The 18,742-nt window shown below is 52.3% G+C and carries 22 protein-coding genes and 1 pseudogene; all 23 read left to right on the top strand.

Features of this window, described 5'->3' with window-relative positions; genetic code table 11:
- The first annotated feature begins 45 nt into the window (after positions 1–45).
- The 23 genes and pseudogenes from ACFQNG_RS02705 to nuoH all read left to right on the top strand — a co-directional run bounded on the left by ACFQNG_RS02705 (position 46) and on the right by nuoH (position 18,739).
- A complete protein-coding gene (locus ACFQNG_RS02705; RefSeq protein ID WP_379863289.1) occupies positions 46–510 on the top strand; it encodes a GNAT family N-acetyltransferase in 465 nt (154 codons plus the stop codon).
- 136 nt (positions 511–646) lie between these two features.
- Entirely contained in the window at positions 647–1,723 is a 1,077-nt protein-coding gene (locus ACFQNG_RS02700) for an L-threonylcarbamoyladenylate synthase (protein WP_465261208.1), read from the top strand.
- A 129-nt stretch (positions 1,724–1,852) separates the two neighbouring features.
- On the top strand, positions 1,853–2,422 hold the full coding sequence (locus ACFQNG_RS02695; RefSeq protein WP_379863288.1) for a manganese efflux pump MntP: 570 nt from the start codon (positions 1,853–1,855) through the stop codon (positions 2,420–2,422).
- Between the two features lie 184 nt (positions 2,423–2,606).
- Positions 2,607–3,254, top strand: coding sequence for a low molecular weight protein arginine phosphatase (locus tag ACFQNG_RS02690; protein WP_379863287.1), 648 nt, complete (start codon positions 2,607–2,609; stop codon positions 3,252–3,254).
- Between the two features lie 67 nt (positions 3,255–3,321).
- Positions 3,322–3,771, top strand: coding sequence for a ribose 5-phosphate isomerase B (gene rpiB / locus ACFQNG_RS02685; protein WP_379863286.1), 450 nt, complete (start codon positions 3,322–3,324; stop codon positions 3,769–3,771).
- Positions 3,768–4,337 (top strand): TIGR01440 family protein, encoded by a 570-nt coding sequence (locus ACFQNG_RS02680; RefSeq protein ID WP_379863285.1) that lies wholly within the window; start codon positions 3,768–3,770, stop codon positions 4,335–4,337. The genes rpiB and ACFQNG_RS02680 overlap by 4 nt, the downstream gene beginning before the upstream one ends.
- A 65-nt stretch (positions 4,338–4,402) precedes the next feature.
- On the top strand, positions 4,403–5,644 hold the full coding sequence (locus ACFQNG_RS02675; RefSeq protein ID WP_379863284.1) for a serine hydroxymethyltransferase: 1,242 nt from the start codon (positions 4,403–4,405) through the stop codon (positions 5,642–5,644).
- A 182-nt stretch (positions 5,645–5,826) separates the two neighbouring features.
- A complete protein-coding gene (gene upp, locus ACFQNG_RS02670; RefSeq protein ID WP_379863283.1) occupies positions 5,827–6,456 on the top strand; it encodes a uracil phosphoribosyltransferase in 630 nt (209 codons plus the stop codon).
- A 299-nt stretch (positions 6,457–6,755) separates the two neighbouring features.
- A complete protein-coding gene (locus ACFQNG_RS02665; RefSeq protein WP_379863282.1) occupies positions 6,756–6,971 on the top strand; it encodes an AtpZ/AtpI family protein in 216 nt (71 codons plus the stop codon).
- A 7-nt stretch (positions 6,972–6,978) separates the two neighbouring features.
- Positions 6,979–7,374, top strand: coding sequence for an ATP synthase subunit I (locus ACFQNG_RS02660; protein WP_379863281.1), 396 nt, complete (start codon positions 6,979–6,981; stop codon positions 7,372–7,374).
- Between the two features lie 10 nt (positions 7,375–7,384).
- Positions 7,385–8,158: a F0F1 ATP synthase subunit A gene (gene atpB, locus ACFQNG_RS02655; protein WP_379863280.1), complete on the top strand. Its 774-nt coding sequence runs from the start codon at positions 7,385–7,387 to the stop codon at positions 8,156–8,158.
- Between the two features lie 45 nt (positions 8,159–8,203).
- Positions 8,204–8,431: a F0F1 ATP synthase subunit C gene (gene atpE, locus ACFQNG_RS02650; RefSeq protein ID WP_379863278.1), complete on the top strand. Its 228-nt coding sequence runs from the start codon at positions 8,204–8,206 to the stop codon at positions 8,429–8,431.
- A gap of 116 nt (positions 8,432–8,547) precedes the next feature.
- Entirely contained in the window at positions 8,548–9,036 is a 489-nt protein-coding gene (gene atpF, locus ACFQNG_RS02645; RefSeq protein ID WP_379863277.1) for a F0F1 ATP synthase subunit B, read from the top strand.
- Positions 9,033–9,578 (top strand): F0F1 ATP synthase subunit delta, encoded by a 546-nt coding sequence (locus tag ACFQNG_RS02640; RefSeq protein WP_379863275.1) that lies wholly within the window; start codon positions 9,033–9,035, stop codon positions 9,576–9,578. The genes atpF and ACFQNG_RS02640 overlap by 4 nt, the downstream gene beginning before the upstream one ends.
- A 33-nt stretch (positions 9,579–9,611) precedes the next feature.
- Positions 9,612–11,129, top strand: coding sequence for a F0F1 ATP synthase subunit alpha (gene atpA / locus ACFQNG_RS02635; RefSeq protein WP_379863273.1), 1,518 nt, complete (start codon positions 9,612–9,614; stop codon positions 11,127–11,129).
- A 95-nt stretch (positions 11,130–11,224) separates the two neighbouring features.
- Positions 11,225–12,097 carry an ATP synthase F1 subunit gamma gene (gene atpG / locus ACFQNG_RS02630; RefSeq protein ID WP_379863272.1) on the top strand — a complete coding sequence of 291 codons (873 nt, stop codon included), beginning with the start codon at positions 11,225–11,227 and terminating at the stop codon, positions 12,095–12,097.
- An 83-nt stretch (positions 12,098–12,180) separates the two neighbouring features.
- The gene (gene atpD, locus ACFQNG_RS02625) at positions 12,181–13,581 is read left to right on the top strand and encodes a F0F1 ATP synthase subunit beta (protein ID WP_379863271.1); all 1,401 of its coding nucleotides are present in this window, start codon (positions 12,181–12,183) and stop codon (positions 13,579–13,581) included.
- 508 nt (positions 13,582–14,089) lie between these two features.
- Positions 14,090–14,335, top strand: a pseudogene (gene atpC, locus ACFQNG_RS02620) (ATP synthase F1 subunit epsilon); the annotation flags it as partial.
- 732 nt (positions 14,336–15,067) lie between these two features.
- Positions 15,068–15,442, top strand: coding sequence for an NADH-quinone oxidoreductase subunit A (locus ACFQNG_RS02615; protein WP_379863270.1), 375 nt, complete (start codon positions 15,068–15,070; stop codon positions 15,440–15,442).
- Positions 15,433–15,951, top strand: coding sequence for a NuoB/complex I 20 kDa subunit family protein (locus ACFQNG_RS02610; protein ID WP_379863269.1), 519 nt, complete (start codon positions 15,433–15,435; stop codon positions 15,949–15,951). Before ACFQNG_RS02615 ends, ACFQNG_RS02610 begins: the two co-directional genes overlap by 10 nt.
- On the top strand, positions 15,948–16,661 hold the full coding sequence (locus tag ACFQNG_RS02605) for an NADH-quinone oxidoreductase subunit C (RefSeq protein ID WP_379863268.1): 714 nt from the start codon (positions 15,948–15,950) through the stop codon (positions 16,659–16,661). Before ACFQNG_RS02610 ends, ACFQNG_RS02605 begins: the two co-directional genes overlap by 4 nt.
- A 3-nt stretch (positions 16,662–16,664) precedes the next feature.
- On the top strand, positions 16,665–17,765 hold the full coding sequence (locus ACFQNG_RS02600; RefSeq protein ID WP_379863267.1) for an NADH-quinone oxidoreductase subunit D: 1,101 nt from the start codon (positions 16,665–16,667) through the stop codon (positions 17,763–17,765).
- A complete protein-coding gene (gene nuoH, locus ACFQNG_RS02595; protein ID WP_379863265.1) occupies positions 17,765–18,739 on the top strand; it encodes an NADH-quinone oxidoreductase subunit NuoH in 975 nt (324 codons plus the stop codon). Before ACFQNG_RS02600 ends, nuoH begins: the two co-directional genes overlap by 1 nt.
- Positions 18,740–18,742 lie beyond the last annotated feature (3 nt).

Genomic DNA, 18,742 nt, shown 5'->3' with positions numbered 1-18,742 from the left:
CATACCGTCATATAGTAGGACAAGCGAGACAGGAGGCAAGGCAAAATGTTCGTGATTCGTCGGGCGATTGAACGAGATGTCTTTCAAGTGCGCAAACTACTGAAGGAAGCTGGTCTGAACGATAAGGGGATTAATGATCACATTGAACATTTTTTCGTTGTGGAAATGCCCGCGGAAGAGGGAATGACAGCGCAACTTGTCGGGGCGGTGGGCATGGAAGTGTATAAACCGTATGGGCTGTTGCGTTCGTTTGTGTTGGAGCGGGCGCCATGGAACACCAAAGTGGGGATGAACATGATTCAAATCCTCTTATCCTATGCGGGCAAATTGCGCTTATCTCACGTTTATCTCCTGGCTGGCGCTTCACAAGAGTTTTTTACCCAAATGGGTTTTTCTGAAATAGAGCATGAGAAGTTGCCGGCGGAAATTCAGGAGTCGGAACATGTGGAACGTTCGCGGGAACGAGGGACGCCAATGGTGTACTCCTGTTTTCCCACGCGTCAGCATTAAAGGCGGGTCGCCTTCAGTCGATTTGGGAAAAAATCTCTCTCTTCTAGAGTTTGTCATTGGTCCTGAATTCTTTTCTCTTTTTGTGCTAAGATAGTTGGATAGATGCGACAGCGGATGCGCAAAAGGAGAATGGATTGTGGAATGGATTGAGACAAGCATGAGACGGGTAGCGGATGGTGGACAAGGGATGCGGCAGTTGCGCCGGTCGGAGGAGATTCAGACGGCGGCCGCGATTCTCAAAGAGGGGGGGCTTGTCGCCTTCCCGACTGAAACGGTGTACGGATTGGGGGCAATCGCCACCTCGGCGGACGCGGTGGCTGGCATTTATCGGGCGAAAGGCCGCCCTTCCGACAACCCCCTCATCATTCACCTGGGATCGGTCGAACGGGTGGCTGACTGGGTGAAGACGGTTCCGCCCATCGCGCAGGTGCTGGCCAAGCGCTTTTGGCCGGGCCCGTTGACGATGATCTTTCAACACCGGGGGAATCTGGCGGCAAACGTGACAGCGGGCTTGCCCACCGTCGCTGTGAGGGTGCCCGACCATCCGGTTGCCCAGGCGCTTTTGTTGGAAGTGGGGATTCCTGTGGCCGCCCCCAGCGCCAACCGTTCGGGACGCCCCAGTCCCACGGAGGCCCGGCATGTGTGGGATGATTTGCACGGGAAATTGGCCATGATTCTGGATGGGGGTCCAACCGGGTACGGAGTGGAGTCGACGGTCGTCGATGTGACGGGGGAAGTCCCAGTCTTGTTGCGGCCGGGCGGGGTCACGCTGGAGCAATTGCGGGAGGCGGTTGGCGCGGTGGAAGTGGATCCCGGGCTGACACATGAGGATGTGACGCCCCGCTCGCCGGGGATGAAGTACCGCCATTATGCCCCTGAGGGGGACTTGTGGCTGGTGCGAGAGCCATGGGCGGAAGTGAAAGAAGCGTTGGAGCGCGCGGTAAAGCGGCATCAAGCGCAAGGGCTTCGGGTTGGTTTGCTGGTGACGGGCGAGCACAAGGACCTGGTTGCGGCCGACCTGACGGTGTGTTGCGGCTGGAGACGGGATCCGCTCAGTGTGGCGCAACAGTTGTATCATGCCTTGCGCACCTTTGATGAGAAGGGAATGGATGTGATTTTCGCAGAGACATTTCCGGATGAGGGCCTCTTTCGGTCGGTGATGAACCGGTTGATGAAAGCGGCGGGAGGCAAAATATTGGACTTGAAACGGTAACACAATGTACTCCGCGGATCGCGGGGTTTTTTTGTCTTTGAAGCGATGCAGTCCACCCACTCCCCAGTTCTTTTTTCTCGGACAAGGGCATACCATGTGACGAGCAGTACTTGGACGGGAGGAACGGATATGCCACTGACCACTGTGGAATGGGGACAACTATTCACCTTAATCATGATTGCCCTTGCGATGGGGACGGATGCGTTTTCGTTTGGCATCGGTGTGGGAACCAAGCGGCCCGCGATTGGCACCATATCCAAAGTAAGTGTGTCGGTGGGCTTTTTTCATGTGTTGATGCCGCTCATTGGGATCGGAATTGGGCAGTTGCTGGGCAAAGTGATGAAAGAGGTCGCTGTCATGGTGGGGGGAGGGATGTTGTGTTTTTTGGGCCTTTCCATGTTGTGGCATGTGGTGAAGGGGAAGGAAGAGAAGGAGGGGAAGCGGCCCCGGATTTATTCATGGGGCGGGATTTTGCTCTTTTCGATCAGTGTGAGTTTGGATTCGTTGTCAGCCGGACTGAGCTTGGGCCTGTTTGATGTGGATATATGGCTTGCATTGTTGTTGTTCGGCTTATTCAGTTTCGCCATGACGGGGACAGGGCTTGTCTTGGGAAGATTCATGGGGGATTGGATTGGCGCGTATGGCGAGGTGATCGGCGGGGTGATCCTTCTTTACTTGGGCAGCAAATTCATGATGTAATGTTCCTATTGCTCCAAATTCTTCCTTTGAGTAAAGTAGATGATAAGGATGTTTATTGTTATTTAAAATAAGATTATATATCTGTCTTGGTTGCGGCGGGGATCATATCTTGGCGACGGATCTGATGTATATCAACCATCTGTTCAACTGATACTTAAGAACAGGTGAAACGAGGTGAACGGATGTGCGAAAGGTGTTGTTTGTTTGTACCGGAAATACATGTCGAAGTCCGATGGCTGAAGCCCTGTTGCGGCAATTGGCCGAACGGGAGGGATTGGATGTCGAAGTGAAATCGGCTGGCATCTCGGCGGTGGATGGGGCCTCGGCTTCCAACCAAGCGACACAGGTATTGGGGGAAAAGGGGATTGAACACCGGCATGCTTCCGCCCTTCTGCGACGGGAACTGGTGGATTGGGCTGATGTGATCTTCACGATGACGGCAAACCATAAAGCTTATATCATCCATGATTTCCCGGAAAGCGTGGACAAGATCTTTACATTGAAAGAGTACGCTTCGCTTGATGCAAATCAGGTGGCGGCTTATCAAGACTTGGATCAGTTATATGCGGAGATGGAGAGCAAACGGGCGGAGATCCAGGGGCGCTATTCCCTTAAAGCGGACGAACCTTGGCCCAAAGAAGCGGAAGAAGCTTGGCAGAACGAGATCGGTCCCCTCTTGGCCAAAGAACAGCAATTGTTGCGGGAGCTGGAGCGCGTGGCGAGAAGCCAAGACATTGTCGACCCGTTCGGGGGATCGGTGGAGCAATATCGCCAATGCGCGCGGGAGATCGAGAAAGCGATTCAAGCGATTGTGGCGAGATGGAAGGAATAATCGGTGTTCGCCGGAAGAGTGGCATAAGCTATACTAGGGGTGGACGTTCGAAAAGGAGGAAAAACACATGCGTGTATTACTTGGCTCTGATCATGGCGGACTGCGGTTAAAACAAGAGATCAAGGATTTGTTGGACGAGATGAAGATTCCTTATGACGATGTGGGATGCGACTGTGACACCTCCGTCGATTATCCCGACTACGCGCGCCCCGTCGCGGAAAAAGTGGCGCGTGGGGAGGTTGACCTGGGCATTTTAATCTGCGGAACCGGCATCGGCATGTCCATCGCGGCGAACAAGGTGAAAGGGATTCGCTGCGCGGTGGTCAGCGATGAGTTCTCCGCCCGGATGAGCCGCGAGCATAACAATGCCAATATTCTTGCGCTCGGGGAACGGGTGGTTGGCCCCGATCTGGCCCGTTCAATTGTTCGTGTATGGCTCACTTCCGAATTTCAAGGAGACCGTCACGCGCGTCGCGTCCAAAAGATTCATGACTTGGAAGGGTGTCAAATTTCGTGAACGGGACTCTGGAACTCTCCACGGAAGTGAAGCAAGTCCTGTACGATTTGTTGGCTGAAACGCACTTAACGGACAAGCATGTGGTGGTCTTTGGGGTAAGCACGAGCGAAGTAGCCGGCAGGCGGATTGGCTCGCAAGGCAGTGATGAGATTGCGGCCGCTTTGTTTGCCGGAATAAAGGAAGTGCAAGAGGAGACGGGCTTTCACTTGGCCTTTCAGTGCTGCGAACACTTGAACCGGGCGTTGGTCGTCGAACGGGAGACGGCGGAGCGGTTTGGTTGGCTTGAAGTGGCGGCCGTGCCCGTTCGTCATGCGGGTGGAGCGATGGCATCCTATGCCTTTCGCCATTTGGCGGATGCGGTGCTGGTCGAAACCATTCAAGCTGATGCGGGTGTTGACATCGGTGACACGCTCATCGGCATGCATTTGAAACCCGTCGCCGTGCCCGTCCGTCCAAAGCGGAAAACGGTTGGGCGCGCCCATGTGACGATGGCGAAAACACGTCCGAAGCTCATTGGCGGGGCACGAGCCGTATATGTGTTGGAAATTGAAAAAGAGTCTCCTTAAAACACGAAGGATCTGTTAAAATAAAGGGTGGAATGTTAAGTTTTTAGTTGAGGGGGCAGGTTGAAATGGAACAGTTAAAGCTGAAAGACCCACAAGTGGCTGAAGCGATTGCCCAAGAATTGCGTCGCCAAAGAGAGAAAATCGAGTTGATCGCTTCTGAAAATTTCGTTTCCGAAGCGGTGATGGAAGCGATGGGGACCGTATTGACCAACAAATATGCGGAAGGTTATCCAGCCAAGCGCTACTACGGCGGCTGCGAGTATGTGGATGTGGTGGAAGATCTCGCGCGCGACCGGGCGAAAGCGTTGTTTGGCGCCGAGCATGCCAATGTGCAACCGCACTCCGGGGCACAAGCCAACATGGCCGTGTACTTTGCCGTGTTGAAACCGGGCGATACGGTATTGGGAATGAACCTGGCCCATGGGGGGCACTTGACTCACGGGAGTCCGGTGAACTTCTCCGGTCAGCTGTATCACTTCGTTGCCTATGGGGTGGATAAGGAAACGCACCGCATCAACTATGAAGAAGTGCGCCAAATGGCGCTTGAGCACAAACCGAAGCTGATCGTGGCGGGAGCAAGTGCCTATCCGCGCGAAATCGACTTCGCCCGTTTCAGAGAGATTGCCGACGAAGTGGGGGCTTACTTGATGGTGGATATGGCCCATATCGCCGGTCTCGTGGCGACGGGTCATCATCCGAACCCTGTGCCGTACGCTGATTTTGTGACAACCACCACCCATAAGACGCTGCGTGGTCCGCGCGGCGGCATGATTCTTTGTAAAGAAGAATATGCCAAGGCGATCGACAAATCGATTTTCCCTGGCGTGCAAGGCGGTCCGCTCATGCATGTGATCGCGGCGAAAGCCGTTGCTTTGGGTGAAGCGCTGGGCGATGAGTTCAAGGCTTATTCCCAAGCGATTGTGGACAATGCCAAACGTTTGGCCGAGTCGCTCAAAGGGCATGGCCTCACCCTGATTTCCGACGGCACGGATAACCACTTGATCCTCATCGATGTCCGTAATCTGGGCCTGACCGGAAAAAAAGCGGAACATCTCCTGGATGAAGTGGGAATTACCTGCAACAAAAACGCCATTCCATTCGATCCGGAGAAACCGTTTGTCACCAGCGGGATCCGCATTGGGACAGCGGCGGTAACCAGCCGGGGCATGGGGGTGGAGGCGATGGAAGAGATCGCGAATATCATTGCCTTGACCCTGAAAAACCCGGAAGATCCGGCGGCGCACGAAGAAGCGAAACAACGTGTGGCCAAACTGACAGGCGTGTACCCGTTGTATCCGAACAAATAAACAAGACTTGCCAGCCTCGGGAGCCAGCCGCTCTCTCGAGGCTTTTTTCGGGTGCGCGGAAAATTCCGTCCAACATATGGCAATAATGGTGGAAGAAAAGGTTGTCTCGCAGGGGGACCTTATGGTTAACTATCATGGGAACAAACAGTGAAATCATTCTAGATAGAAAGAAGGGTACGATCATGGGGAATGTTTATGTATTTGATCATCCACTCATTCAGCACAAGCTGACCTTTATCCGCGACAAAAATACGGGAACCAAAGAATTCAGGGAACTGGTGGATGAAGTAGCCGCGTTGATGGCCTACGAGATCACAAGAGACATGCCGCTCAGGGAAGTGGAAGTGGAAACGCCGGTGGCCAAAGCGAAGTGCAAGGTGCTGGAAGGGAAAAAGTTGGGGCTGGTGCCGATCTTGCGCGCGGGCCTGGGAATGGTGGACGGCATCTTGAAGTTGATCCCGGCGGCCAAAGTGGGACACCTCGGCTTGTACCGTGATCCGGAAACGCTTGAGCCAGTGCAGTATTATTCCAAAATGCCATCCGATATCGGCGAGCGGGAGTTAATCGTCATCGATCCCATGCTGGCGACGGGGGGATCGGCATCGGCCGGGATTCGGATCTTGAAGGAAATGGGCGCGAAACAGATCAAGTTGATGTGTTTGATCGCCGCACCGGAAGGCGTGGAGCGCGTGCAAAAAGACCATCCTGATGTGGACATTTATGTGGCGGCCGTGGATGAGAAGCTGGATGAAAAAAGTTATATCATTCCAGGGTTGGGAGATGCAGGAGATCGACTTTTTGGCACCAAATAATTAATAAGGGCGGCGACAAGGTCACCCATCATAACTTACTATTATATAGCAACAAGAACATGGTAAGTTTAAATGAGGAAAAGTGCCGAGGATCCTTAAAAAACAGCATAAACTACACTATTATTTAAAAATGACGATTTTGTCACAACTGTTTTTGGGAAAACGTTGACAAAAAGGATATGGCTTCGTTACTATAGGCAGGGGAAAGGGAAGTTTTCCTAAGATTCTCCGAATGGATTCCAAGCAACTGGAAACCGCCAACCCTTTTCTGAAATCCTTCCTTCATTTGGGGGTTTTTCATGAAAAACGACTCGAACTTGTGGCGCATCGCTGGGATGATTAGTTCGATTGGCACAGAGATTGTGCTGTTGACTGTTGGCGGAGCATGGGTGGGAAACAAGCTGGACGCGATGTGGAACACCAAACCATGGATGCTCCTCATCGGTGTGTTGGTTGGGCTTGGAAGCGGTTTTATCACTGCTTTTTTCACTCTAAAAGCATTTGTGAAGGAATGAACTCCTCATGGATCCATTGCATACCATTCGCCGACGAGTGGTGATCCTCACTGCCGGATTCCTCGCGTTACTCTTAGTCCTTTGGTACCTTACCCCATATAAGAAAATGGTCGCTGGCACGGGCCTCGGCTTGCTGGTCAGCTTGTACAACATCTTGTATATGGCGCGCAAAGTGCGTTTGGCAGGGGAGTTTACCGTGGCGACAGGCTCTACCAAACAAAGAGGAACAGGCATGATCAATCGTTATCTCATGGTTGCCCTTGCGATACTCGTCGCTTTCAAATATCCCATGCACTTTGATGTCCGCACGATTGTCGTGGGGTTGCCAATATGCTATATACTCATCATTCTACTAGAATTTTGGGAAGCAAGGCGCCTTGCTACCAAATCGAGAAAGGGGTGAAGCTGGAGACATGGAGAAAACACCAAAACTGGCGTTTGAGCTAGCTGGCCTGAAGATTCAGTTTGATGTGACCGTCATGATCATGACGACCATCACTTGCATCTTGGTTTTGCTCATCACCATGCTTGCGACGCGGCGCTTGGCCCTGGTTCCGACCGGCATGCAAAACTTGGTCGAGATGATCGTTGAGTTTACGCAGGGGATCGTCCGGTCCAACATCGAAGGGGCCAAAACACGCGAACGCTTTTATGGCTTTGCATTTTCGCTCTTTTTGTTTATTTTTATCGCCAACCAACTCGGACTCATGTTTAACGTGGTGACAGAACACCATCATCCGATGCCCGCGCTTGGCATTGAAGCCAACGCGCATCATGGAGGCGGTGAGGGAGAGCACAATGCCTACGCATGGTGGAAATCGCCGACCGCTGACATCAACGTTACCCTGGCAATGGCTTTTGCCATCACCATTGTGGCCCACTTCCTCGGCATCAAAAGGTCACCTAAGAAGTATGCGTCCCACTATTTCCAACCATTCGCCTGGATGTTCCCGTTGCACGTGATCGATGAGATCGCCAAGCCGGTGACGCACGGCATGCGTCTATGGGCGAACATCTTCGCCGGTGAGATTTTGATTGCAGTGCTGTTGAAAGGGTCTGTCCTCTTAACAGGAGCCCCTCTCATCGTCTGGTTGGGCTACTCCGTCTTTGTGGGAGCCATCCAAGCTTATGTGTTTACCGTATTGGCAATGGTTTATATGTCGATGAAACTGTCTTCCGATCACTAAAACTATCTTAAAAAGAATCAATTAAATTCCAAGGAGGAAATGAAAATGGATTTGACTATCTTAGCTGGTGCAATTATGCTCGCTTTTGCCGCAATCGCAGGGGGTATTGGTAACGCGTTGGTGTTTGGCCGTTATCTGGAAGGCGTGGCTCGCCAACCGGAAGCCCGTGGCCTGTTGTTCGGTCAAACCTTTATCGGTATCGCGCTCGTAGAGGCCCTGCCAATCATCTCCGTTGCATTCGGCATCATGGCAGTTCTGGGAATCTTGAAGTAAGTTTAGGACAAAACAACTCAGGACGGGGATAACCACTCATTTCCCCGTCCCCTTCTGCTTGAAACCAACCTACCGGATTGGATAGAATCCCATAAGATCGAAGGGAGTGAACGGGTTTGTTGCAAATTGAAATCGGTACGATGCTGTTTCAGCTTGTCGCATTCATCGTATTAATGCTTCTTGTTTCCAAGTACGCTCTTCGTCCGATGCTGAACACCATGCAGCAACGCCAAGAGCACATCGAAGGCCAGATCAAGGCTGCCGAGAAGAGCCGCAAAGAAGCGGAAGAGCTCATCGAAGAGCAACGTGAGGCGCTGGAGAAAGCGCGCAAAGAAGCGAAAGAGATCATCGATCGCGCCAAAGCGCAAAAAGACCGTGAAGCGGAAGAGATCATCGCCAAAGCGCAAGAGCGCGCGGAGCGCATGATCAAAGAGGCGACCAATGAAATCGAACGCGAGAAAGAAAAAGCGCTTGCCAGCCTGCGTAGTGAAGTGGGTGCCCTGTCCGTTCAGCTCGCATCCAAGCTGATCGAAAAAGAACTGGATGGAAAAGGGCAAGCTGAGCTGGTGGAAAGCTATCTCGAGCAGGTAGGAAGAGTGCAATGAGCGGATCGGTTGTCGCAAAGCGATACGCAAAAGCATTGTTTGAGGTCGCCGCGGAAAAGAAATGCTTGGATCGCGTAGAGCAAGATCTGCAAAAAGTGGCGGCTACGTTTGCCGCTTCCCCTGAGCTGGCGATGTGGGTAGGCCATCCCTCCACCACCGCCGCGCAAAAGCAAGAGGTGTTTGACAAGCTGTTTGCTGATGTGAACGAATACACGAAGAACTTCTTGTATGTGTTGGCTGACCGCCGCCGTGAAGGCATCATCCCAGAAGTGGCAGCCGAATACAAACACCTGGCCAACGAAACGAGAGGAATCGCGGAGGCGGTCGTCACCACGGCCTTCCCGCTCACCGATGAGAATAAGGCGGAGATCGTCAAAACGTTTGAACCCATCATCGGCAAAAAGATTCAAATTACCGAAAAAGTGGATTCCGACATCTTGGGCGGCGTGATCGTGCGAGTGGGCGACCGCTTATATGACGGAAGCTTAAAGACAAAGTTGGCCCGCTTTCAAGATCGGCTGAAGCAAAGCAGAATCGGATAGAACATACAGATGGAAAGATTGGGGTGAACCATTATGAGCATTAAACCGGAAGAGATCAGCTCCCTCATTAAAGAGCAGATCAAAAATTACCGCGCCGAAGTCGAAGTGACCGACGTAGGTACCGTGATCCAAGTCGGGGACGGTATCGCCCGCGCACACGGCCTGCATAACGCCATGGCTGGTGAGCTGGTTGAGTTCAGCAATGGTGTGATGGGTATGGTGCTGAACTTGGAAGAAAACCATGTGGGTATCGTTATCCTGGGCCCATACCAAGACATTCGCGAAGGAGACCAAGTAAAACGCACGGGTCGCCTGATGGAAGTGCCAGTGGGGAAAGCCCTCTTGGGTCGTGTTGTCAACCCGCTCGGACAGCCATTGGACGGCAAAGGTCCTATCGAAACCACAGAATTCCGCCCGGTTGAGTCGCAAGCACCTGGCGTGATTGACCGTAAATCGGTGCATGAGCCTTTGCAAACCGGGATCAAAGCGATCGACTCCATGGTGCCAATCGGTCGCGGCCAGCGCGAGTTGATCATTGGCGATCGTCAAACGGGTAAAACCACGGTCGCGCTCGATACGATCATCAACCAAAAAGGCAAAGACATGGTCTGCGTCTATGTAGCGATCGGTCAAAAGGCATCCACCGTAGCGCAAGTGGTAGAGAAACTGCGTCGCTTTGGCGCGCTTGAATACACCATCGTTGTCGTGGCGAGTGCGTCTGACCCGGCACCGCTCCTCTTCTTGGCCCCATATGCGGGTTGTGCGATGGGTGAGCACTTCATGTACAACGGCGGTCACGTTCTCTGCGTATATGATGACTTGTCCAAACAAGCGGCCGCTTATCGCGAGCTGTCCCTGTTGCTCCGTCGTCCGCCAGGCCGCGAAGCGTATCCGGGGGATGTATTCTACCTGCACTCCCGCTTGTTGGAGCGTGCGGCCAAATTGTCGGATGCGCGCGGTGGCGGGTCGTTGACGGCCCTGCCGTTTATCGAAACCCAAGCGGGTGACATCTCCGCTTATATCCCAACCAACGTGATCTCCATCACCGACGGCCAAATCTTCTTGGAGTCCAGCTTGTTCCACTCTGGTGTGCGTCCAGCGGTTAACGTGGGTACCTCCGTTTCCCGTGTGGGTGGTGCGGCGCAAATCAAAGCGATGAGCAAAGTGGCGGGAACCTTGCGTCTGGACCTGTCCCAGTACTATGAATTGGCGGCGTTTGCCCAGTTCGGTTCCGATCTGGACAAAGCGACCACGGCGAAATTGGAGCGCGGGAAGCGCGTTGTTGAGATTCTGAAGCAAGACGAGCATCAACCCCTTGCCGTTGAGAAGCAAGTGGTGTCCCTGTATTTGGTGACCAAAGGCCATTTGGATGACATCGCGGTTGAAGATGTTCGTCGTTTTGAAGCGGAATTCCATGCCTTCCTAGACGCGAACAACAAAGACGTACTCGAAAGCATCGCTGAGAACAAAGTGATGAAGGAAGACAATGAGAAGAAACTGCTCGAAGCGATCAATGAGTTCAAAAAAGGTTTTGTCGCAACCAACAAGTAAGTTAAGTTTCCACTACTGACACTCGTTTGAGCCGCTCATGCGGCAGCGGGCCGGCGGCTCCGACGAATGTTCGGCAACAGAAAGGCGGTGAACACATGGGGCAATCGATGCGGGATATTAAGCGGAGCATTAAATCGAAAGAGGATATCAGGAAGACAACCAAGGCGCTGAAACTGGTGTCCGCAGCCAAACTGCGCCGCGCGCAAGAACAAGCGCAGGCGGCCCGTCCATATGCGGAAAAGCTGCGTGATGTGATCGTGAACATCGCTCAAGGCACGACGGGCTCCAAGCACCCGATGCTCGTTTCCCGTCCAATTAAGAAAACGGGCTATTTGATTATCACCTCTGATCGCGGCCAAGCTGGTGGGTATAACGGTAACTTGCTCCGCAAGTTGCTCTCCAGTCTGAAAGAGCGCCACCAAAGCAAAGAGGAGTATGTCATCTTTGTGATTGGACGGAAAGGACGCGATTTCCTTAAAAAGCGCAATTACCCTGTCATCAATGAAGTGACGGGCCTGTCAGATTCGCCAACGTTTGCGGATGTGAAAGAGATCTCGGAGCAAGCTGTTCGCTTTTATGCGGAAGAGAAGTTTGATGAGCTTTACCTGTTATACAATGAGTTTGTCAACCCAGTGGTTCAGCGTCCGACGGAAAAACGCATATTGCCGCTGGCGGGAGACGACTTGGCGGAGTCCGGCCAAACTGGCAGAACGGTTTACGAGTATGAACCATCCCAAGAAGAAGTGTTGTCCACTCTGCTTCCACGTTATGCAGAAGCACTTATCTATAGCGCTCTTTTAGATGGAAAAGCGAGTGAACACGCGGCTCGGATGAACGCGATGAGCAATGCGACCGACAACGCGACGGAAATGATTGAAGCATTGAAGCTGCAATTCAACCGGGCGCGGCAAGCGGCCATCACGCAAGAAATTGCGGAGATCGTCGGCGGCGCGGCGGCACTGGAATAGTACGGACTCATGCTTGATTGAAGCAAAGATAGCGGGATGATCCTGTTTTGATAGATGCAAATGCAGTTTAAGGAGGGAACGAGATGAGCACTGGACGTGTGCTTCAGGTAATGGGTCCGGTAGTAGACGTGCAATTCGAAAGCGGCCATTTGCCTGAGATTTATAACGCGATTAAAGTTAAGCGTAACGATGGAAGTGAACTGGTGTTGGAAGCCTCTGTTCACTTGGGTGACAATATTGTTCGCGCGGTAGCGATGGCTTCCACCGACGGGTTGGTTCGCGGCATGGAAGCCGTTGACACGGGTAAACCCATCAGCGTTCCGGTTGGTCGTCCGGCATTGGGACGCGTATTCAACGTATTGGGTGAACCGATCGACGAAGCGGGCCCAGTGAATGCGGAAGAGTTTCTGCCCATTCACCGTCCGGCACCAAGCTTTGAAGAACAATCCACCCAGGCAGAAATGCTGGAAACCGGTATTAAAGTCGTAGACTTGCTCTGCCCGTATGCCAAGGGGGGCAAGATCGGTCTGTTCGGTGGTGCGGGTGTAGGTAAAACCGTACTCATCCAAGAGCTGATCAACAACGTTGCCCAAGAGCACGGCGGTCTCTCCGTATTCGCGGGAGTAGGCGAGCGTACCCGTGAGGGGAACGACTTGTATCATGAGATGAGCGACTCCGGCGTTATCAACAAAACGGTCATGGTATTCGGTCAGATGAACGAGCCACCGGGTGCACGTATGCGTGTGGCCTTGACTGGTTTGACCATGGCTGAACACTTCCGTGACAGCGAAGGGCAAGACGTGCTCTTGTTCATCGACAACATCTTCCGCTTTACCCAAGCCGGTTCCGAGGTATCCGCGCTGTTGGGCCGTATGCCGTCCGCGGTGGGTTACCAACCGACCTTGGCAACGGAAATGGGTCAATTGCAAGAGCGGATCACGTCCACCAAAACCGGTTCCGTTACCTCGATCCAAGCGATTTACGTACCGGCGGACGACTACACCGACCCAGCTCCGGCAACCACCTTCGCCCACTTGGATGCAACCACCAACTTGGAGCGTCGCCTGACCCAAAAAGGGATTTACCCGGCGGTAGACCCATTGGCGTCAACCTCCCGCATCCTGACCCCAGCTGTGGTAGGGGAAGAGCATTATCGTGTAGCGCGTGGCGTGCAGCAAATCCTGCAACGCTATCAAGAGTTGCAAGATATCATCGCCATCTTGGGTATGGATGAACTGTCTGATGAAGATAAGCAACTGGTTGCCCGTGCGCGGAAAGTGGAGAAATTCCTCTCCCAAAACATGCACGTGGCGGAACAGTTCACTGGTCAACCGGGGGTATATGTGCCAGTGAAAGAAACCGTCCGCGGTTTCAAAGAGCTCCTGGAAGGCAAACATGATGATTTGCCAGAAGACGCTTTCTACATGGTGGGTACCATTGACGAAGCGATTGAAAAAGCGAAATCACTGGGTTACACCGGTTAAAACACAAGCGAATCTGCCTGGCTTCGTCCCGATGGATCGATTCTGCCAGGCAGTTTTCCCATCTCCGCCGTAATGTGGTGACAAACCATTTGTTCAGGGGGTCCACGCCCTTCGCTTACGGCCTGATCGATAATTGATGGATTTTACTACAAGTTATTTCAAAAGTCGTTGATGAGCGGAAAAACCTTTTCCCGATGAGCGCCTCGTCCCGCGTGAAGCGAATGGGAAAACGGTTTTGGAGCGATCGCAATAGCCATTTCTCCATCCAAAAGATGGTTTTGAAATAGCTTCTAAACATTGAAGGGTTGTTGCCCTGATGTGGTTTGCACATGGCACGGCTGAGATGGGCTTTTATCGATACGGTGGTTAAGGGACGTTTTCCTTTGCATCGTTCGATTTGCATAGATTTTAGCCTCAACTCCGAGATGGGGAGGTGAATGACTGCTACCGTGTGAAAAGACATGGCTGTGGCCAGGTTTTATCGCTTGGTGAGTAGCAGGATGTCCACATGAGCAAAATTCAATTGGATATCGTTACACCTGAAAAGGTCGTGTACTCTGAACAAGTAGAAATGGTTATTACCCGTGCGGCCAATGGGGATGTGGGGATTCTTCCCAAGCATGCGCCATTTGTCAGCCCGCTGAAAGGTGATACGGTGCGGATCAAGAAAGACGGATCGGAAGAGGTTATTTCCGTCCGTGGCGGATTTATTGAAGTGCGGCCTGACAAAGTGACGATCTTAGCTGAATCGGCCGGTGTATAAACTGAACCGCGATGGATATGACCAACCGTTGGAGGGGATTTTAGTGTAGCTAAAGTCCTCTTTTTTTTATTTAAGGAAGAATGGGTTTTGGCGGGCTGATGAAAATGCAGGCCTTTGGCGAAAGATCCAATCGATTGTTGGGGAAGGGCTTGGACTGTCATGCGAAAGTCGCGGGGAGTAAGTCGAGATGTCGTGAGGATGGGGTGAATGCGGAGGACCGCTCCCTTTTGGTTGTATTTTCAGAATAAATAATAAAATATTTAATCGCGGTAATAGCAAGAATATCTACGGACAGAACAATCTATTCGTCAACGGAGATATTCGGACAATTTTTCGTCGTTTTCGTCAACCTTCTCACAATTAGGAAAGTGTTGTATAATCAAACAATAGAAGTGGAAGTTTCTACACTTCACTTTAAGTTTTATATGTCAAAGCTCGGCTTAGTCGTGGGGCGTAAGGACCGAAGTCCAACAGGGCTTGCATGGCGCATCGCCATATTGCAGGATCGCCCGGGAATCCTCTGCGCTGGGGCAGGGGAATGGCCACTTCAGGATTCCTCACTCGGAGCCGACAATTGATGAAGAACCTTGTGGCAAAAGGTGAGGGCGATCACCGATTTCAGGTGTTCATCTTGCAAAATCTCTATAAATCCACAGGTAATGTAAGCGTTTTATAGGCGGATGGCAGATCCGTCTCCGTCATTTTCCACTAGGAGGGATGAACATGACGCCTGATCCCACCCACTTGCAACTCGCTGTCTTCCTTCTGATCGGGATTGCGCTTCCGATTGTCGCTTTATCGTTGGGCCGACTGTTACGTCCGCATAACCCCACGGCCGAAAAGGAGATCACGTATGAGAGCGGGGTTGATCCCAAAGGGGACAGCTGGGTTCAATTTAACGTCCGTTACTATTTGTTTGCGCTTTTGTTTGTCATATTTGATGTGGAAGCCGTCTTCTTGTATCCATGGGCGGTTCGTTATGATGCCCTTCGCACGGATGTGGGGCTGTTTATTCTTGTGGAAATGCTGATCTTTATTTTCTTCCTTGTGTTGGGATTACTCTACGCCTGGAAAAAGAAGGTGTTGGAATGGGAGTAAACTTTGAACAGATCACGCCGTTTGAACAACAAGAATTGGAGAGAAATGTCTTATTCACCAGTTTGGAGCAGGTGAAGGCCTGGGCCCGCTCCAACTCCATGTGGCCCCTGACTTTTGGTCTTGCTTGTTGTGCCATTGAGATGATGGGAACCGGTGGCTCCCACTATGACTTGGACCGTTTTGGCGTATTTTTTCGCGCTTCGCCGCGTCAATCAGACGTGATGATCGTGGCGGGAACCGTCACCAAAAAGATGGGGCCGTTGTTGCGACGTTTGTATGACCAAATGCCTGAACCCAAATGGGTGATTGCCATGGGCTCATGTGCGACCGCAGGTGGACCCTATATCAAATCTTATTCCGTTGTAAAAGGGGTCGATCAAATCGTCCCTGTTGATGTGTATATCCCCGGTTGCCCACCCAATCCGGCGGCACTGATCTATGGCATCCACAAATTGCAAGAGAAGATCCGCTATGAGGCGAAGCATGGGAAGAAGGTGACCAGTCGATGAGCGAGCAAGGGGACAAGAAGAAACAACCAGAAGCGGGTGTCGAGAAAAGCCAAGCAGGAACCGGAACGGAAAACGAGCTTCCGGCAGCGGAGAAAAAGGGCGAGGCGGCAAAAGGGGAGATGGGGACCAAAAAGGCCGCGGCTCCGACAGGGCGCGCGCGTCCGGCAGCCGGTGCCAGACCCCGGCCAGCTGGGGCGAAGAAAGCGGAGGAGAAGAAGCCGGAGGAGCCTTCCCCGATGCAACCCCTTTTGGAGCGATTTGTCGCCCGAATCAAGGAAAAGGGATACTCGGAGGCGGTGGCGGAGGCATATATCAACCGACCCAGCGGTCATATCCCTACGCTAGTGATCCATCGGGATCATTGGGAACCCGTGGCACAACTCTTAAAAGAAGATGAGACGCTGGCGTTTGACTACTTGCGCAACCTGTCCAGTGTCGATTATGAGACCCATCTGGAAATCTGTTATCAACTGGTTTCCTTTACACACCAACATCACATAGCCGTTCGCGTCAAAGTGGACCGGGAGGAATCCGTGATGCCGACGGTTTCTCATCTGTGGGCCGCCGCCGATTGGAATGAGCGGGAAGCGTTTGATTTGATGGGGATTCATTTTACCGGCCATCCCGATTTGCGGCGCATCTTGCTCCCGGACGATTGGGTCGGTCATCCGCTTCGCAAAGATTATGAACCCCTGGATAAGGAGGTGTAACCCTTGCTCCGAACGGAAGAGATGTTGTTAAACGTCGGGCCGCAACATCCAAGCACCCACGGGGTATTGCGCTTGGTGGTGAAAATCGACGGGGAAACCATCGTGGAAGCGGAGCCCGTGATCGGCTATTTGCACCGTGGGACGGAAAAGTTGGCTGAGGACTTGAATTATACGCAAATCATCCCCTACACCGACCGTCTCGATTATGTATCGGCCATGACCAACAACTACGCGATTGTGCATGCGACCGAACAACTGATGGGATTGGAGATTCCCGAACGGGCTGAGTTTTTGCGCGTCATGGTGATGGAGATGAACCGCATTGCCAGCCATTTGGTGTGGATGGGAACCTATCTGTTGGATATTGGGGCACTGAGTCCATTTTTGTATGCGTTCCGTGACCGCGAACAAATTCTCGATCTGTTTAATGAATTGTGCGGGGCGCGCCTCACCTATAACTACATGCGTGTGGGCGGCGTGAAATGGGATGCCCCACCCGGTTGGATTGAAAAAGTGGGGCAATTTGTGGAATATATGAAAAAACAAATGCCGGAGTATCATGGGTTGATCTCAGGCAACGAGATTTTTGAACAACGGACCAAAGGAGTCGGGATTTACAACCGGGAGATGGCTTTGGCATATGGCCTGTCTGGCGCCAACTTGCGGGTGACGGGGGTGGATTGGGATTTGCGCAAAAAGCAGCCCTACTCCATTTACGAACAGTTTGCCTTTGAGGTGCCCGTTGGCCAAACAGGCGATTTGTATGAGAAGTACCTGTGTCGCATGAAAGAGATTGAACAGTCGCTTCATATCTTGGAACAGGCGATAAATGCGTTTCCCGCTGACGGCAAGATCATGGGGAAAGTGCCGCGCGTCCTGCGGGTGCCGGAAGGCGAGGTCTATGTGGGGATCGAATCGCCACGGGGGGAATTGGGTTGCCATATTGTCAGCAAAGGGAAGGATAAACCGTGGCGCCTGAAGTTCCGCCGCCCTTCGTTTTATAATCTGCAGATCTTGCCCGAGCTGTTGAAAGGCCAAAACATCTCCAATCTGGTTGCGATATTGGGCGGGATCGACATCGTGCTTGGGGAGGTGGATGGTTGATGAATCCATGGCTTGTGCTTGGTCCGGTGATCCTGCTCCTCATCGTGTTGGGATTTGTTACGTACGCCATCTTTTTTGAACGGAAAGTGCTCGGTTGGATCCAAGGCCGGATCGGCCCCAATCGCGTGGGACCGTGGGGACTATTGCAAACGGTGGCCGATGTGCTCAAACTGCTCATCAAAGAAGATGTCGTGCCGGAAAAAGCGGATTTGGCTTTGTTTAGAATCGCACCCGCGTTGGCGTTTATCCCGGCTTTTGCCATTTTGGCGGTGATCCCCTTTACAGAGACGATCCAATTTGCCGATTTTGCGGTGGGGCTGTTGTATTACATGGCCTTATCCAGCATCACGATCATTGCGATTTTGGTGGGGGGCTGGGCTTCCAACAACAAGTACGCGCTCTTGGGCGGGATGCGTTCAGCGGCGCAAATGATCAGTTATGAGATCCCGCTCGTGATGTCGGTGGTGGGCGTCATCATGACAGTGGGTTCGCTCAATTTGAACCAGATTGTTGAAGCGCAAAAAGAGGTTTGGTTCATCTTCCCGCAAGCGATTGGCTTTGTCGTCTTTTTGATCGCTTCCATTTCGGAATTGAACCGAACGCCATTTGACCTGCCTGAGGCCGAATCTGAACTGGTGGCGGGTTATCACGTGGAATACTCTGGATTCCGCTTTGCCTTTTTTATGCTGACGGAGTATGTGTATATGTTTGCGATGGCCTCCCTGACAACCGTGCTCTATCTGGGGGGGTGGCAGGCACCGTTCGGCTTAACTTTTATTCCGCCGATCATCTGGTTTGTGTTGAAATTTGCGTTCATCGTCTTCTTCCTGATTTGGTTGCGGGGCACGATGCCGCGGATTCGGGTGGACCAACTGATGCAATTCGCTTGGAAAGTGTTATTGCCGCTTGCACTGTTTAACATCTTGTTGACAGCTGTGTTGAAAGAAGTTCCCATATTGGAACAATTTTATTGATCG

Origin of the sequence: Laceyella putida, from assembly GCF_042665195.1 — a bacterium.
Taxonomy (GTDB): Bacteria; Bacillota; Bacilli; order Thermoactinomycetales; family Thermoactinomycetaceae; genus Laceyella; species Laceyella putida.
The sequence above is the reverse complement of the archived record's forward strand: the minus strand, read 5'-3'. Positions and strand labels throughout refer to the sequence as shown.

Bases quoted from the DNA above. Each gene is read 5' to 3' on its own strand.
- atpE (WP_379863278.1), top strand. From the start codon at position 8,204: ATGGATTTGACTATCTTAGCTGGTGCAATTATGCTCGCTTTTGCCGCA.
- ACFQNG_RS02705 (WP_379863289.1), top strand. From the start codon at position 46: ATGTTCGTGATTCGTCGGGCGATTGAACGAGATGTCTTTCAAGTGCGC.
- ACFQNG_RS02640 (WP_379863275.1), top strand. From the start codon at position 9,033: ATGAGCGGATCGGTTGTCGCAAAGCGATACGCAAAAGCATTGTTTGAG.
- atpG (WP_379863272.1), top strand. From the start codon at position 11,225: ATGGGGCAATCGATGCGGGATATTAAGCGGAGCATTAAATCGAAAGAG.
- upp (WP_379863283.1), top strand. From the start codon at position 5,827: ATGGGGAATGTTTATGTATTTGATCATCCACTCATTCAGCACAAGCTG.
- atpA (WP_379863273.1), top strand. From the start codon at position 9,612: ATGAGCATTAAACCGGAAGAGATCAGCTCCCTCATTAAAGAGCAGATC.
- ACFQNG_RS02610 (WP_379863269.1), top strand. From the start codon at position 15,433: ATGGGAGTAAACTTTGAACAGATCACGCCGTTTGAACAACAAGAATTG.
- ACFQNG_RS02665 (WP_379863282.1), top strand. From the start codon at position 6,756: ATGAAAAACGACTCGAACTTGTGGCGCATCGCTGGGATGATTAGTTCG.
- nuoH (WP_379863265.1), top strand. From the start codon at position 17,765: ATGAATCCATGGCTTGTGCTTGGTCCGGTGATCCTGCTCCTCATCGTG.
- ACFQNG_RS02675 (WP_379863284.1), top strand. From the start codon at position 4,403: ATGGAACAGTTAAAGCTGAAAGACCCACAAGTGGCTGAAGCGATTGCC.
- ACFQNG_RS02615 (WP_379863270.1), top strand. From the start codon at position 15,068: ATGACGCCTGATCCCACCCACTTGCAACTCGCTGTCTTCCTTCTGATC.
- ACFQNG_RS02605 (WP_379863268.1), top strand. From the start codon at position 15,948: ATGAGCGAGCAAGGGGACAAGAAGAAACAACCAGAAGCGGGTGTCGAG.
- ACFQNG_RS02695 (WP_379863288.1), top strand. From the start codon at position 1,853: ATGCCACTGACCACTGTGGAATGGGGACAACTATTCACCTTAATCATG.
- rpiB (WP_379863286.1), top strand. From the start codon at position 3,322: ATGCGTGTATTACTTGGCTCTGATCATGGCGGACTGCGGTTAAAACAA.
- ACFQNG_RS02660 (WP_379863281.1), top strand. From the start codon at position 6,979: ATGGATCCATTGCATACCATTCGCCGACGAGTGGTGATCCTCACTGCC.
- atpB (WP_379863280.1), top strand. From the start codon at position 7,385: ATGGAGAAAACACCAAAACTGGCGTTTGAGCTAGCTGGCCTGAAGATT.
- atpD (WP_379863271.1), top strand. From the start codon at position 12,181: ATGAGCACTGGACGTGTGCTTCAGGTAATGGGTCCGGTAGTAGACGTG.